We start from the raw sequence: 13,960 nt of genomic DNA, 5'->3' as shown, positions 1-13,960 counted from the left end.
GAGAGAAAAAGATGGGTCATAAGATGACGGATATTCGTGAAATGCAAAAAGTGATTATATCTCCCAGTACACGCTTCTTCACGGAAACTGTCGAAGTGGGAAGAATATCGCCTTTGTCTTTCTTTGAAGCGGGTGCTTCTCAATATAAAGACAAACGGTTCTATTGGCAAAATGCCGATAAAACATTGACACTTGTCGGGATTGGACATGCTTACACGTTGGCGTCCGAGAAATCCGGAAGCCGTTTTAAGGACATATCGGAGAAGTGGAAACAGCTTTGCTCCATATTAATAAAAGAAGAAAAAGATATCGATCCCGTCCTTTTCGGAGGGTTTTCATTCGACGAGAAGAACAGGAAGGAATCGGAGTGGGGTGAATTCCCATCCGGTTATTTCGTTGTACCGTCTTTCCAATTGAAAATCGAGGAAGGGAAGACGATGGTCTCCATCAATATGATTACAGATCGCAAAGAAGCTGCCTTGGATTTTGAGAGGCTTCGGGAAGAACGCGACAAACTGATCCATATCGCTCAGGTGGAGGAGTTTGATTTTACGAATCAGAATAAAGTCATAGCAACGACAGAACGTGATAAAGAACAATATTTGAGTGCCGTGGAAAACGCAACCGAGTCCATACGTAAAGGAAGGGCTGACAAAGTTGTTATTGCACGTGCGCTAGAGCTTCAATTTGAGCATGACATAGATAGCGTTAAAGCATTGCATTCGATTACGAATGAACAGCAAGAGAGCTATCATTTCGGACTTCAAAAAGGGAAGTCGCTTTTCTTTGGTGCAACGCCTGAACGTCTAATTGAAATCAAAAACGGAAAAGCCTACTCGGCATGTGTAGCGGGATCAATTCGCCGCGGAAAATCAGCTCAAGAAGATCGGAAGTTCGGTGATGAGCTATTGGGCGATCGGAAGAACCGCGAAGAGCATCAATATGTTGTCAGTATGATTTCCAACGTCTTTCATAAATATTGCAATGAAGTCCTCATACCGAAAACACCGAAACTGATGAAAATTAGGGATATACAGCATTTATACACATCTGTTGAGGGGACGCTCGGACTAGAAAATGATATCTTCTTATTCGTACAAGCATTGCATCCCACGCCTGCATTAGGAGGAGTTCCAACAGATGTCGCCTTGGACATCATTCGGCAAGAGGAAGACATGGATCGCGGGTTTTATGCTGCTCCAATCGGTTGGACAGACGCAGCGGGCAACGGAGAATTTGCGGTGGGCATCCGTTCAGCTCTGCTTCATGAGGACAAGGCATATTTGTATGCAGGGGGAGGAATCGTTGCGGATTCCGTTCCTGAACTCGAGTATGATGAAACTTGGGTGAAATTCAGACCGGTATTGCGGGCGCTTGGAGGAAAGTTGAATGGATGAACGACGAGTTTTGACCGACCATGTTTTGCGAATGACGGATACGTTGCTTCGGGCGGGAGTGAAGGAGGCAGTCATTAGCCCTGGTTCCCGTTCAACCCCTCTCGCCTATGCATTCGCGTCTTCAAACAAAATGCAGACATACATGCAAGTGGATGAAAGGTCGGCAGCTTATTTCGCGCTAGGCTTAGCAAAGGCATCCGGCAGACCGGTTGTTCTTTTATGTACATCGGGAACAGCAGCGTCGAACTACCATCCAGCAATTACCGAGGCGTTCTATGCCCGTATTCCGTTGATTGTCCTGACGGCTGACCGTCCTCATGAATTGAGAGGCGTCGGCGCTCCGCAGGCAATCGATCAGTTGAATATGTACGGGAAGCATGTGAAATTCAGTGTGGATCTTCCATTGGCGGAAGACAATGAAGAGTTGGATTGGTTTTTGGAAAGGCATGTGAATCGTGCCGTTTCCGTTGCGATGACAAAACCGATGGGTCCGATCCATTTGAACATTCCATTGCGAGAACCTTTGCTGATCGATTTCGACAGGAAACCGCGGGCATCGACGTTCGTTGAAAGGGTTCATGGGGATATCGAACTTACGACTAGCCAAAAACAATCGCTTGCCACTCTTTTTTCCAATGCGGAAAGAGGATTGATCATTGCAGGGGAGCTGTCTGTCGGTTTCGATAAAGAGGCATTTTGGAATTTTGCGAAGCGATTGCAATGGCCGGTGTTATGTGATCCATTATCCAATTTGCGATCAGAAGTGCCTAAGGACTGCCAATCATTATGTATCGCTCATTATGATGCTCTGTTGAAAAGTGAAACGTTCCAAATGAAAGTAGTCCCTGATACGGTCATCCGTTTCGGCACGCAGCCGGTTTCGAAGCCATTATCGGTATTTTTGAAGAAGCACCGGCCGGATGTGTTTATGGCTATCGATGAATCACCAGAATTCCGCGATTCGCTCGGCGTCGTCACTCACCATTTGCAATCATCACTTGAGTCCGTTTACGACGTTCCAGAACAGCAGGAAAGCACCTCCTATCGTGAGATTTGGTCTTCCGCAGAGGAATTCGCTAAATCGGCAACAAGTCGTTATAAAGGGACGGTAGGAGACGAAGGAGTGATTGTGAAAACATTATTCGACATGCTTCCTGACGGCAGTGACTTGATAAGCGGCAGCAGTATGCCGATCCGTGATGTCGACACATTTTTCTACAAAACGGAGAAGGAAATCACCATATTTTCCAATAGGGGTACAAATGGCATAGATGGGGTTGTCTCTACGGCATTCGGTATCGAAGCTGCACGCAAGAGACCGACGTATTTGCTCATCGGCGATTTGTCGTTTTTGCACGACGTCAATGGATTGATTGTCTCCCGGTTCCATAAGACGAATTTGACGATTGTCATTTTGAATAACGATGGCGGAGGAATCTTTTCATATCTTCCTCAAGCGAGTGTCGCAAACCACTTTGAAGAGCTATTCGGAACACCGACAGGCTTGACGTTCGAGCACATCGGCGCCATGTATGACACTCAATATGCGGCCGTTCAGACAGTTGATGAGTTCCAGGCTGAACTCCAAAAAGAAAAGACGAAGGACGTCCGGATTATTGAAGTGTTCACGAGCAGACCTGTGAATGTAAAAGCTCATCGCGCTTATTGGGCCGACATCATAGAGGAGCTGGACGGAAATGAATGATCTTCAGCTTCCGGTGCGAGGGCTTTCGATCCATGTCGAGATGGAGGGAGAGCCTCATTTACCCACTGTCGTATTTTTGCATGGGTTTACAGGAACTTCCGCCACTTGGAATGAAGTTCGGAACGAATTCGAAGGAAAATATCGGACAATTGCCATCGACTTGACGGGACATGGAAAAACAACTGTTCCTGACAAGCCGGAACGTTATTCCATGGAGGAACAGATTGAAGACTTGGAAGCCCTTTTTGAGCTGCTCGCATTGGATTCTTTTTATTTGGTAGGCTACTCAATGGGTGGACGTATCTCTCTCGCGTATACAATCCAGTATCCGAAGCGGGTACAAGCGTTGATCCTTGAAAGCTCATCTCCAGGCCTGTTTGACGAACGGGACAGAACCGCACGGAAAGCAGCGGATAAGCTGCTCGCTAGTAAGATAACTGAAGAAGGCATCACGTCTTTTGTTGATAAATGGGAGAATATCCCGCTGTTTGAATCTCAAAAAAGCCTCCCCTATAAAAAAAGGGAGGCCATAAGGGAAGAACGATTGCAGCAAAGTGAAACAGGGCTCTCGAACAGTCTGTTAGGAATCGGAACAGGCAGCCAAGAATCCTATTGGAATGATCTTAGTTCGATGCCAAATCCTGTTTTTCTCATCACTGGGGAGCTTGATGCGAAATTTGTAACAATTGCCCGGGAAATGAATGCTTTGGCCCCTACATGGCGACATACTGTTGTTCCAATGGCGGGACATGCAATTCACGTGGAAAAACCGCGATTGTTTGCTACAATGATTAAGGAGTATTTGCTAGACATACAAATTGGAGGAGGAAGAAAATGACTCGTCAATGGGAAACAATCCGTACATATGAAGATATTAAATATGAGAAGTACAACGGCATTGCTAAAGTGACGATTAACCGTCCGGAAGTTCGCAATGCATTCCGCCCTAAAACAGTAATGGAGTTGATCGATGCGTTTTCTCGAGCACGAGATGATAGCAGCATCGGAGTCATCATACTAACAGGTGAAGGCGAAAAGGCATTTTGCTCAGGAGGCGATCAATCTGTCCGTGGACATGGTGGGTATGTCGGAGATGACGAAATTCCACGTTTGAACGTCCTTGATTTGCAAAGATTGATCCGTGTCATTCCGAAACCTGTCGTTGCAATGGTTGCGGGCTACGCAATCGGTGGAGGACATGTGCTGCACGTCGTATGTGATTTGACGATTGCCGCAGACAATGCTCGTTTTGGACAAACAGGTCCGAAAGTCGGTTCATTTGACGCTGGCTATGGTTCAGGTTACTTGGCTCGCATCGTCGGCCATAAAAAAGCGAGAGAAATTTGGTTCCTGTGCCGTCAATATGATGCACAGCAAGCATTGGATATGGGTCTCGTCAATACAGTTGTCCCTTATGAGCAATTGGAAGACGAAACAGTCCAATGGTGTGAAGAGATGCTCTCCATGAGCCCAACTGCACTTCGTTTCCTCAAAGCAGCTATGAATGCTGATACAGACGGACTCGCTGGTTTACAACAAATGGCTGGGGACGCCACTTTGCTTTATTACACAACGGAGGAAGCGAAAGAGGGACGCGACGCTTTCAAAGAGAAGCGCAAGCCTGACTTCGGACAATTCCCACGTTTCCCTTAATATTGTTACGTATACTCAATTTTTCAAGCTGCCTGTATAACTAGGCAGCTTTTCTATTCGAAAGAGGTGAGACTATGATTCCTAATTGGTTAGTGCAAAGAGCATATTTGACGCCAAATCGGCTGGCTCTCTCGTTTGGAGACGAGCAATGGACATTCGAGCAGCTAGCGGATCAAGCGTCTATCATTGCCCGGAAATTAAAATGGAATGGGTTAAATGAAGGGGATCGGATCGCCTTATTGGGCCGATCGACACCAGAGATGGTATGTGTCATCCATGGCTGTCTATTGGCAGGGCTTGAAATCGTCATGTTGAACAGCAGACTTTCATCCAAAGAGATTTCTTGGCAATTAACTGATTGCGACGCATCCACTTTACTTGTTGATGATGAATTGATTGATCGTATTAAAGAGATCAACACTTCAAAACTTACATTTTCCGACATCGAATCTAGCGGAACGCAACATGTTGCGTTTACGGAAATGTGGGAACCGTCTAGGACGATTACAATCATGTATACGTCAGGGACAACAGGCTTTCCAAAAGGTGTCAGGCAGACGGCTGGCAACCATACATCGAGTGCTTTATCCTCCGTATTGAATTTAGGATTAACGGAAGATGACATGTGGCTTTGTACGATGCCATTATTCCATATTAGCGGATTTTCCATACTTGCAAGGTCAGTCATATATGGAATGGGTGTAAGGCTGTATGAAAAATTTGATGCCGAAGCGATTGTGGAGGAAATTCAAAGAGGTACTGTGACGAGGATATCCGTTGTTGCGACAGGATTGCACCGGATTCTCGAGGAATTTGAGAAAAGCGGTTCGGTTGCACATCCTTCATTTAAGACGATGTTAGCTGGTGGCGGCCCAGTGCCGGATGATTACTTGCGTAGAGCTCGGACGCACCAGCTGCCTGTCTTGCAGACGTATGGAATGACGGAAACGAGTTCACAGACCGCAACCCTTTCATCTGAAGACGCCTTACGGAAGTCCGGCTCCGCAGGCAAACCTCTATTCTTTAATCGGATTAAGATAAGAGATGCGGAACAGCCTGGAGATTTTGGGGAAGTGCTCGTTATGGGGCCCCACGTGACACCGGGTTACATTGGCCATGCAGCGGACAGGAATCCATTGGAGGACGGATGGCTGCCGACAGGAGATATCGGTTATATCGATGAGGAAGGCTATTTATTCATTGTCGATCGACGGTCTGACTTGATCATCTCGGGTGGGGAAAATATTTACCCTGCGGAGATCGAAAATGTGCTCATTTCGCATCCTCAAGTTGCAGAGGCGGGCGTATGCGGACAAAGCCATCCTGAATGGGGCAGTGTACCAATCGCGTTCATCGTAGGCGACAAACAGCTGACCGAGTCGGATTTGGAACAGTATTGTAAAGGACAGCTTGCCGGTTATAAGACACCGAAAGCTTTCCATTTTGTCGATCACCTGCCGCGAAACGCATCAAACAAACTGCTTCGACGTGAACTAAAAGAATGGGCGGAAAAAAATAAAAAATAGAGAGGGACCTCATCATTCGGATCCCTCTCTACTTTTTCATTTATTGACGCTTAGTGCCTGTTCGAATACACGCAAGTTATGTTCCATTAACGTGAAATATGTTTCCTCGTTCTTTATATCATCTTGAGTGAGGACCCCTAGATTGTGAAGCATCAAAGATTCGGCGCCGACTTCCTTTCTGACGACTTCTGTCAGCTTTGATGAAACATTTTGTTCGAATAAAATATATTGAACATTTTCATCCTTGGCCTGCTCGACAATTTTTGCGAGTTGTTTCTGGGAAGGCTCGCTTTGTGAATTCAATCCGGCAATCGCTACTTGTTGTAATCCATATTCATTGGCAATATAGCCGAATGCGGCATGTGAGACGAAATATGTCTTCGTCTCGGCTTTGCCGGCCATTTCCTTGAACCGTTCATCCAATTCCATTAAATCGTCTTCCAAAAGATCAAAGTTCTTTTCAAAAGCTTCTTGCTGGTCGGGCATTTTTGAAATGAGCGCTTCTTTGATGGAGGAGGCGAGTTCAATGCTAAGGACTGGCGAAATCCAAACATGGGGATCAAATTGACCGTGCTCATGACCATGTTCATCATGCTCTTCTTCCTCGTCCTCATGATGTTCTTCTTTCAATTGTTCTTCTGAAAGGGACTCCGCTGTTGCCACCAACTCGACATGTTGATTCTTTAACGTCTTTTGAGCACTTTCGACAAACCCTTCAAGACCGAGACCGATATAAAAGAACAGGTCGGCATCGGAAAGCGCAATCATGTCTTTTTGTGTAGGATCGAATGAATGCTCATCTGCTCCAGCCGGGTATATCGACTTGACATCTACAAAATCTCCGCCGATCCGCTCGGTGAAATATTGAAGGGGATAGACTGTCGTGTATACGGTCAATTTCCCTTCGTTGCTCGTGCCTATCTTGCCTTTATCATTTTTGTTCCCACAGGCGCCAATGAGTAAAATCATGACGAGTCCAAGGAGAACGAGTGATTTCTTCTTCATAAGTAAATCCTCCGCTAACTTAATAGTAATGATTACGATTTAATTGCTTTCTTATAATACAAGATATGGCCGGTTTTCGCAACATAAAAGAAAAAACGATTGAGTCAAGTTTTTGTAGGTGCTACATTGAAAATTTTCTTATAAGGATAAAGTTTTTGTGATATTCTTCAAGTACAAAATTGCTTTTAATAAAGTAGTAACTTGAACGTGTTGATTTCCGCTCCAGACGCACGCTTTCCGTGGGGTGTGCGGTGAGCCTCCTCGATCGCTTCGCTCTACTGCGGGGTCTCACCTGTCCCGCTAATCCCACAGGAGTCGGCGCCTTCCGCTTCAATCAACAGAGATAACTGCTAATCATCAATGGTTGTCAGATACACAGCCGATTGAAATAAGATCCTGCATCTATTCAATTCACACGTCTGACACCACTTCAAATTATTTAAAAGCCAGTATTCGAATCAAATTAAAAGTTTTAAAGTTCTTTTTATACACGATAGATAGGCTTACCCGGGGCTTGCTGTAAAAGTGGATATTGGTCCTAGTTACTTCTTCTATAAAAGAAAAGGACCCCTTTTTCATGCCTTTATAATTACCAGGCAGTTGAGGATTCGCATAAATTCTTATTGATTGGAGTGGAGATCGGCGACTCCAGCGGGAACAGCGCGAGCTGAAGACCCTGGACTGAGCGAAAGCCGTAACGAAGAACGGCTTTTGCGAGTAAAAGCGTAGCGTTACGAGCATAGGGGTGCTGTCTAATTTCTGCACAAAACGCAGAAATTAGACAAATCGAACCCTTCGCTGTTCGATTGGCTGAAGCCGTGCCCGCGGAAAGCGTCCGATCGGAACGGAAATCAATAGGATTTGTAGCAGGCTGAAATTTTTACTATCCACCCACAAAAAACAATTTACTCATACAAAAAAAACCGGCCAAAGCCGGTAATCCTTAATTTTTTTTATCAGTCTTGTCAGGAACCGGATCGAAGCCGCCTTCATGGAAAGGATGGCATTTCAATATCCTTCGAATCGTCAACCATGCCCCTTTTAACGCGCCGTGCTTCTGGATTGCCTCCACACCGTAATGTGAGCAAGTAGGATAAAAACGGCATGATGGCGGAGTGAGCGGAGAAATGATTTTTTGATATATGGTAATGATACCGACTAGAATTGTCTTCATTGTATGGCCCCTTGCTTTCTCTTCTATGTTTAGTTTATTTCTTTCAGTGGTAAATTAACAGAGGAAAGCATTATAAATAAGAATTTGAAGAGGGGTTTTTTTATGTCTAAGGAATTGATAGAAGAACTGAATGTACAAGTATCCACATGGTCGGTCATGTATGCTAAGTTGCATAATTATCATTGGTATGTGAAGGGCAATCAATTTTTCACCCTGCATGCTAAATTTGAAGAGCTTTACAATGAGGCGACGGCTCATATGGATGAAATCGCTGAAAGAATTTTGACGCTTGGAGGAAATCCGACAGCGACACTACAAGAACATTTGGAGCAGTCGGTCGTAAAAGAGGCAAAAGGTGATGAGAATGCCGAGGACATGGTGAAAACGATCGCCGATGACTTCGATAACATTATGAAATCGTTGAAAAAAGGGATGGAGCTAGCAGCAGAGGCTGGCGATGATATGACCGAAGATATATTGAATGCGACGTATCAAAGCATTGAGAAGCATCAATGGATGTTACATGCGTTCCTTGGTGAAGATAATAAATAAGAGCAATTGTACTTAAATTATTTATTTGTTCTCCGATAATAGCAATGTAGAGGAGGAATCGTTTATGAACATGAACTCCATCATGGCAAGCCAATTGAGAAGTTTGCAATCAACCGTTCAATTAAGTGTCATGAACAAGGCATTATCGGTGAATGCGACTGCAGTGACAGATATGCTGCAAAGTATGCAAGACCAACCGGCGGCACATCCTTATAAAGGCTCGGCTGTCGACGTAAAAGCATGAAGAAGAGAGCACGAATTTCCTTACAATCTAGGAAATTCGTGCTTTAGTTTTGTTGATGCCACTCAATATGTGTAAAATGGGGTACGGATAGGTAAGAGGATTACATAGGAGGCGACATCATGTCACATATCCAATTCATAAGAAATCTAATTATTGAAACGCCATCGAAGCCGGGGAATTTTGCAAAAGTGGCAACAGCCATCGGCGAATTGAAAGGTGATATTGGAGATATCCAAACGATTAAAGTTGGCACTTTATCGACAATTAGGGATGTTTCCGTACAGTGTACGAGCGAGGAGCAGTTGGAGGAAATCGTATCGGCGATTAATGCGATCGGGGAAGGCATTCAAGTCCATGCTGTAACGGATGATGTATTGCACGCACATGAAGGCGGTAAAATTGCGATGAAGAGCCGCATGGAAGTCCGCTCATTAGGAGACCTTCGGAGAATCTACACACCGGGAGTCGCCAATGTTTGTAAAGTGATTCAAAATGATCCGGCACAAGCGGATTATTTTACAGGAATCTCAAATACGGTCGCCATCGTGACAGATGGGACGGCAATATTAGGACTCGGGAATATCGGTCCAGTTGCAGGGATGCCAGTGATGGAAGGGAAGGCGGTATTGTTCGATCAATTCGCAGGCATTAGCGGAATTCCGATATTGCTCGATACGAGCGATCCTGATGAAGTTGTGGAAACCGTTAAGCACATCCACCAAAGCTTCGGCGGGATTCTTTTGGAAGATATCGGGTCGCCACATTGTTTCGAAATCGAAGAACGGCTGAAAGCGGAACTGGAGATTCCGGTCATGCATGACGACCAACACGGAACAGCAGTCGTCACACTCGCTTCGGCTCTTTCGGCATGCCGTCAATCGGGTGTGGAATTGTCGCAATCCGTAGTTGGGCAAATCGGATTGGGAGCAGCAGGTCTTGCGATCAGTCGGATGTTCATGGCATATGGCGTGAAGGAAATGCGCGGCGTCGACCCGAATCCGGAAGCGATCGATCGACTGAGACAACATGGAGGCACCGCTCTGAATTCAGTCGAAGAAATCATGCAGTCTTGTGATATCGTCATTGCGACGACCGGAGTGCAAGGGTTGATCAAACCGGAGATGGTCCGTAAAGGCCAGATCATTTTAGCGCTGTCTAATCCTCATGCGGAAATTGAGCCAGAAGTTGCGTTAGAAGCGGGTGCCGCATTTGCTGCGGATGGCAGACAAGTGAACAATATACTTGGTTTCCCTGGAATCTTCCGAGGAGCATTAAATGCACACGCGAAAGACATCACATATCCAATGCTGATCGCCGCCGCACTCGCAATTTTGGATAGTACGAAACCGGGTGATCTTGTCCCGCATCCATTAGATCCGGCAGTACACGAAAATGTGGCGAATGCAGTTGAACGCGTCGCGAATGAAGAAGCAAATTCCAGATAATATGCAATGAATCGTTTATCCATTGTGAGCCATACTACGACAAAAAAAGGATGGGTCAAATGGAAAACGATAAAGTAAGAATGTACGTATCGATTGCCAATCAGCAAGTGTATCCACATAAGCATGCATCACCATGGGAATATGAAGTGGAGATGAGCAGGGAGTTTCTTCCGGTCTTCCAACAATTGTTCAGACAAATGGACCGGCTGGAATTCCGGAACTTCCTGCGATCCCATTTGCCATATGTCCCGTACCATTATGATCGGGACAATCATGATGTCGATCGCAGGACGATGATGCTTTATGCATTGATCCATGAATTCACAGATGATGAAACGAAGAGGTTCATTGAACAGTTGCCGTATTTTGCTAAGGGAAGGCCAATGATAACATCAGCTCCCATTCAACCATCCAATTGACTTTGAAAGGACGTGAAGTCAAATAGCAACGACATTTAGAGATTTACAAGGAGCGCATGTCGAGCTGACTTTCGGGGAGAATCGCTTCGGCATGGAAGCGAGACATGTGCTCGTTGTATTGAAGCACGAGGGGAGATGGCTCGTTACTCGCCACTCCATTCGAGGTATTGAATTTCCCGGAGGAAAGGCGGAAGATGGTGAAACGATTGCAGAAGCCGCGATACGTGAAACGATAGAGGAAACAGGGGTAACAATTACTGAGCTTGTTAAGTTCGCTGAATACGTCGTCATGAGCAATGTAAGTTTTTGCAAAGCTGTATTTACAGGGAAAGTTTCTAGCATCGATGAAAATCCCCAGTTGTTCGAAACGGAAGGCGCTTTGTGGATGACCGATGAAGAATTGGTGAGCTGCAAAGAGTTGAGTTTTCATATGAAAGATGCCGGAATGGCGGAAATACGGAAGTGGGTGGATGCAAATGTTTCCTAATGGAGCTATTTTGTACAGAAGGGATTATCCATCACCGAACCCAAATATCCGTCTTGAAGAATTAACATATTGGTCGGATGGGTTCAAAGTGAAGGGGTTGCTAGCTGAACCGGCAAGTGGAGGGAACTATGAAGGGATCATATACTTGCGCGGGGGCATGCAGCATGTCGGCATGGTCCGTCCTGCAAGGATTGCTCAATTCGCTTCACAAGGCTTTGTCGTATTTGCTCCTTATTATCGCGGCAACAGGGGCGGGGAAGGCCGGGATGAATTTGCGGGAGCTGATCGACAAGATGCGGTCAATGCCGTTGAAGTCCTGAAGCAGAGCACAAAGGTGAACAAAGACCGGATCCATTTGTATGCTTTTTCCCGTGGCGGCATTATGGCACTTTGGACAGCGATTTTGCGTGAGGATATTTCGTCAGTTGTAACATGGGCCGGCGTCTCGGATGTCATCTTTACATATAATGAACGCAAAGATATGCGCAGAATGATGAAGCGGGTAATTGGCGGCACGCCGAACAGCATGCCAGATGCGTACCGTGAGCGGACAGCTTTATTCCGAGTGGATGAAATCACAGCTCCAATTTTAATTATCCATGGCATGAAGGATGATAATGTTTCTTTCGAGCAGGCGATTTTGCTTGAGGACGCTTTACGTGAGAAGGAAAAACAGTACGAGACTTGGTATTTCCCCGACTATAATCATTATTTCCCTCCCGCACACAATGCACAAATCGTTAGAGACTTATGTAATTGGATGAGAAGGCAGGGGAGTGAATAGAGCCTAACAAAAAAACAACCGTCTAGGTTGTTTTTTTATGTGAAGGGGTTGTCTAGAAGGACAACCCCAATCCTTATTTCGCTACGCTTTTCCCTGCATTATTTGGAACTAGGAAGATAATTGAGATCAATGCGATTGCGGCGAAAATGACGTTGGCGATAATACCTCCACTTGCTGCGGCATGTACCCCGCTATTTTCTGAAATCACCGCATATACAGTAGCTGAAATTGCGACTCCAAAAGCTCCACCGAGGGAACTTGCCATTTTATAAATTCCTGAAGCGGCACCAATTTTTTCATCCGGTGCATTTGACACGGCAGTGTCGGTGGAAGGGGTCGCATAAATTCCTAACCCAAATCCGAATACAGCAAAACCTATAAATACGACGACAGTATAGGCGAGATCCGGTAAAAATGTTAGACCCATCACACCAACACCGACGAGGGTAAATATAGTACCCCAAACCATAGGTTTTTTTGCGCCGACTTTTTGAAGAATCTTTTCTCCGACGCGAATCATGGAAAGTACGACAATTAAATATCCGATGGAAAGCATACCGGATTGGAAAGATGTAAATCCTCGTCCTTCTTGTACGTACGTATTTGCAACGACAAGCGTTCCAGCAACAGCATTTAGCAAGAAGTTTGAAATAGTTGCCCCTGTATAGGGCATGTTTTTAAATAATTTAAAATCGATTAATGCGTTCTCTCTGCCGTTCTCAACTTTAATGAAGGCCAAAGCGCCAATAACTGCAACGGCTAACAATACAATTGTAACCCAGTTGGTCCAACCAAGTTTATCACCTTGTGTGATGAAAATATTCAATGCCAACATTGTGATGATGAATACAATGAGACCGCTAACATCAAACTTGGAATTTCCTGTTTGTTTTGCTTTACTTTCAGGTGTGTCTTTAATTAACCACAAGGCAAGAACTGCAAAGATAATGGAGAAAATGAAAATCCATTTCCATCCCAAATATGTTGCAACAGCTCCACCAAATAAGGAACAAACACCAGAACCACCCCAAGAACCGATTGACCAGTAACTAAGTGCCCGTTGACGTTCAGCCCCTTCGAAATATGCTTTCATCAAGGCGATCGTTGCAGGCATAATACAAGCGGCTGATATCCCTTGAATGATCCGGCCGACAATGAGTAAGAATGATCCGGTTGCAAACACTAAACAAAGGGAGCCGATGATACTTAAGATAAGCCCAATATTTGTCAATTTTTTCCGCCCGACTTTATCGGCAAGACCACCAGCTGCTACGATAAAGATACCAGAGAATAACGCAGTTAAACTAATTGCGATATTCAATGTACTTGAAGAAACTCCTAGGTCAGATTGAACTGCTGGAATAACGTTGACCATTGCTTGAGCAAATAACCAAAACGTTAATACCCCAAACACAATCCCTGTGATCAATTTATTCGTACCTTTATAGGCAGTTGTCATATTTTACTCTCCCTTATCGTATTTCTTCACTTCATTGTTTGCAGAACTACTCGTTCTATGCATGCCAATATCGGGGCATACTTTGTGGGAGAGAGAAACATTTGCAAGAT

General features: G+C 45.1%; 14 protein-coding genes. 11 read left to right on the top strand and 3 right to left on the bottom strand.

The features are described 5' to 3' along the window. Positions 1-11: 11 nt before the first annotated feature. From NIT04_RS12345 to NIT04_RS12325, 5 genes are all read left to right on the top strand, one after another. Positions 12-1,397 (top strand): isochorismate synthase MenF, encoded by a 1,386-nt coding sequence (locus NIT04_RS12345; RefSeq protein ID WP_252503899.1) that lies wholly within the window; start codon positions 12-14, stop codon positions 1,395-1,397. Continuing rightward, complete coding sequence (gene menD, locus NIT04_RS12340) at positions 1,390-3,102, top strand: 2-succinyl-5-enolpyruvyl-6-hydroxy-3-cyclohexene-1-carboxylic-acid synthase (RefSeq protein WP_252503898.1); 1,713 nt, start codon at positions 1,390-1,392, stop codon at positions 3,100-3,102. Before NIT04_RS12345 ends, menD begins: the two co-directional genes overlap by 8 nt. Further along, entirely contained in the window at positions 3,095-3,940 is an 846-nt protein-coding gene (gene menH / locus NIT04_RS12335) for a 2-succinyl-6-hydroxy-2,4-cyclohexadiene-1-carboxylate synthase (protein WP_252503897.1), read from the top strand. Before menD ends, menH begins: the two co-directional genes overlap by 8 nt. Next, positions 3,937-4,755: a 1,4-dihydroxy-2-naphthoyl-CoA synthase gene (menB, locus tag NIT04_RS12330; RefSeq protein WP_252503896.1), complete on the top strand. Its 819-nt coding sequence runs from the start codon at positions 3,937-3,939 to the stop codon at positions 4,753-4,755. The genes menH and menB overlap by 4 nt, the downstream gene beginning before the upstream one ends. A 74-nt stretch (positions 4,756-4,829) precedes the next feature. Then, positions 4,830-6,281, top strand: coding sequence for an o-succinylbenzoate--CoA ligase (locus tag NIT04_RS12325; protein ID WP_252503895.1), 1,452 nt, complete (start codon positions 4,830-4,832; stop codon positions 6,279-6,281). A gap of 36 nt (positions 6,282-6,317) precedes the next feature. Here NIT04_RS12325 and NIT04_RS12320 read toward each other — a convergent pair whose 3' ends face one another. Further along, positions 6,318-7,286: a metal ABC transporter solute-binding protein, Zn/Mn family gene (locus NIT04_RS12320; protein ID WP_252503894.1), complete on the bottom strand. Its 969-nt coding sequence runs from the start codon at positions 7,284-7,286 to the stop codon at positions 6,318-6,320. 943 nt (positions 7,287-8,229) lie between these two features. Next, complete coding sequence (gene yidD / locus NIT04_RS12315) at positions 8,230-8,460, bottom strand: membrane protein insertion efficiency factor YidD (protein WP_252503893.1); 231 nt, start codon at positions 8,458-8,460, stop codon at positions 8,230-8,232. A gap of 102 nt (positions 8,461-8,562) precedes the next feature. On the opposite strand from yidD, the gene NIT04_RS12310 reads away from it, so the two are divergent. From NIT04_RS12310 to NIT04_RS12285, 6 genes are all read left to right on the top strand, one after another. Then, complete coding sequence (locus NIT04_RS12310) at positions 8,563-9,012, top strand: Dps family protein (RefSeq protein WP_252503892.1); 450 nt, start codon at positions 8,563-8,565, stop codon at positions 9,010-9,012. Between the two features lie 64 nt (positions 9,013-9,076). Then, positions 9,077-9,256, top strand: coding sequence for a putative motility protein (locus tag NIT04_RS12305; RefSeq protein WP_252503891.1), 180 nt, complete (start codon positions 9,077-9,079; stop codon positions 9,254-9,256). Between the two features lie 119 nt (positions 9,257-9,375). Further along, a complete protein-coding gene (locus tag NIT04_RS12300; protein ID WP_252503890.1) occupies positions 9,376-10,701 on the top strand; it encodes an NAD-dependent malic enzyme in 1,326 nt (441 codons plus the stop codon). Positions 10,702-10,760: 59 nt separating this feature from the next. Continuing rightward, the gene (locus NIT04_RS12295) at positions 10,761-11,120 is read left to right on the top strand and encodes a transposase (protein ID WP_252503889.1); all 360 of its coding nucleotides are present in this window, start codon (positions 10,761-10,763) and stop codon (positions 11,118-11,120) included. A 91-nt stretch (positions 11,121-11,211) separates the two neighbouring features. Then, on the top strand, positions 11,212-11,607 hold the full coding sequence (locus NIT04_RS12290) for an NUDIX domain-containing protein (RefSeq protein WP_252503888.1): 396 nt from the start codon (positions 11,212-11,214) through the stop codon (positions 11,605-11,607). Beyond that, positions 11,597-12,391, top strand: a complete 795-nt coding sequence (locus tag NIT04_RS12285) for a S9 family peptidase (RefSeq protein WP_252503887.1) — start codon at positions 11,597-11,599, stop codon at positions 12,389-12,391. Before NIT04_RS12290 ends, NIT04_RS12285 begins: the two co-directional genes overlap by 11 nt. Before the next feature lie 73 nt (positions 12,392-12,464). Here the strand turns inward: NIT04_RS12285 and NIT04_RS12280 are convergent, their stop codons facing one another. Then, positions 12,465-13,850, bottom strand: coding sequence for an MFS transporter (locus tag NIT04_RS12280; RefSeq protein WP_252503886.1), 1,386 nt, complete (start codon positions 13,848-13,850; stop codon positions 12,465-12,467). Between the last annotated feature and the right edge of the window lie 110 nt (positions 13,851-13,960).

The sequence above is a fragment of the Sporosarcina sp. Marseille-Q4943 genome (assembly GCF_943736995.1).
Classification (GTDB): domain Bacteria; phylum Bacillota; class Bacilli; order Bacillales_A; family Planococcaceae; genus Sporosarcina.
Note: the sequence above shows the minus strand (reverse complement) of the source record. Positions and strands in the feature narration are given on the sequence as shown.

Excerpts from the sequence above, each read along its gene's own strand:
- NIT04_RS12345 (WP_252503899.1), top strand. The coding sequence starts at position 12 with ATGGGTCATAAGATGACGGATATTCGTGAAATGCAAAAAGTGATTATA.
- NIT04_RS12290 (WP_252503888.1), top strand. The coding sequence starts at position 11,212 with ATGGAAGCGAGACATGTGCTCGTTGTATTGAAGCACGAGGGGAGATGG.
- NIT04_RS12325 (WP_252503895.1), top strand. The coding sequence starts at position 4,830 with ATGATTCCTAATTGGTTAGTGCAAAGAGCATATTTGACGCCAAATCGG.
- NIT04_RS12280 (WP_252503886.1), bottom strand. The coding sequence starts at position 13,850 with ATGACAACTGCCTATAAAGGTACGAATAAATTGATCACAGGGATTGTG.
- menH (WP_252503897.1), top strand. The coding sequence starts at position 3,095 with ATGAATGATCTTCAGCTTCCGGTGCGAGGGCTTTCGATCCATGTCGAG.
- NIT04_RS12300 (WP_252503890.1), top strand. The coding sequence starts at position 9,376 with ATGTCACATATCCAATTCATAAGAAATCTAATTATTGAAACGCCATCG.
- menD (WP_252503898.1), top strand. The coding sequence starts at position 1,390 with ATGGATGAACGACGAGTTTTGACCGACCATGTTTTGCGAATGACGGAT.
- NIT04_RS12320 (WP_252503894.1), bottom strand. The coding sequence starts at position 7,286 with ATGAAGAAGAAATCACTCGTTCTCCTTGGACTCGTCATGATTTTACTC.
- yidD (WP_252503893.1), bottom strand. The coding sequence starts at position 8,460 with ATGAAGACAATTCTAGTCGGTATCATTACCATATATCAAAAAATCATT.
- menB (WP_252503896.1), top strand. The coding sequence starts at position 3,937 with ATGACTCGTCAATGGGAAACAATCCGTACATATGAAGATATTAAATAT.
- NIT04_RS12285 (WP_252503887.1), top strand. The coding sequence starts at position 11,597 with ATGTTTCCTAATGGAGCTATTTTGTACAGAAGGGATTATCCATCACCG.
- NIT04_RS12310 (WP_252503892.1), top strand. The coding sequence starts at position 8,563 with ATGTCTAAGGAATTGATAGAAGAACTGAATGTACAAGTATCCACATGG.
- NIT04_RS12305 (WP_252503891.1), top strand. The coding sequence starts at position 9,077 with ATGAACATGAACTCCATCATGGCAAGCCAATTGAGAAGTTTGCAATCA.
- NIT04_RS12295 (WP_252503889.1), top strand. The coding sequence starts at position 10,761 with ATGGAAAACGATAAAGTAAGAATGTACGTATCGATTGCCAATCAGCAA.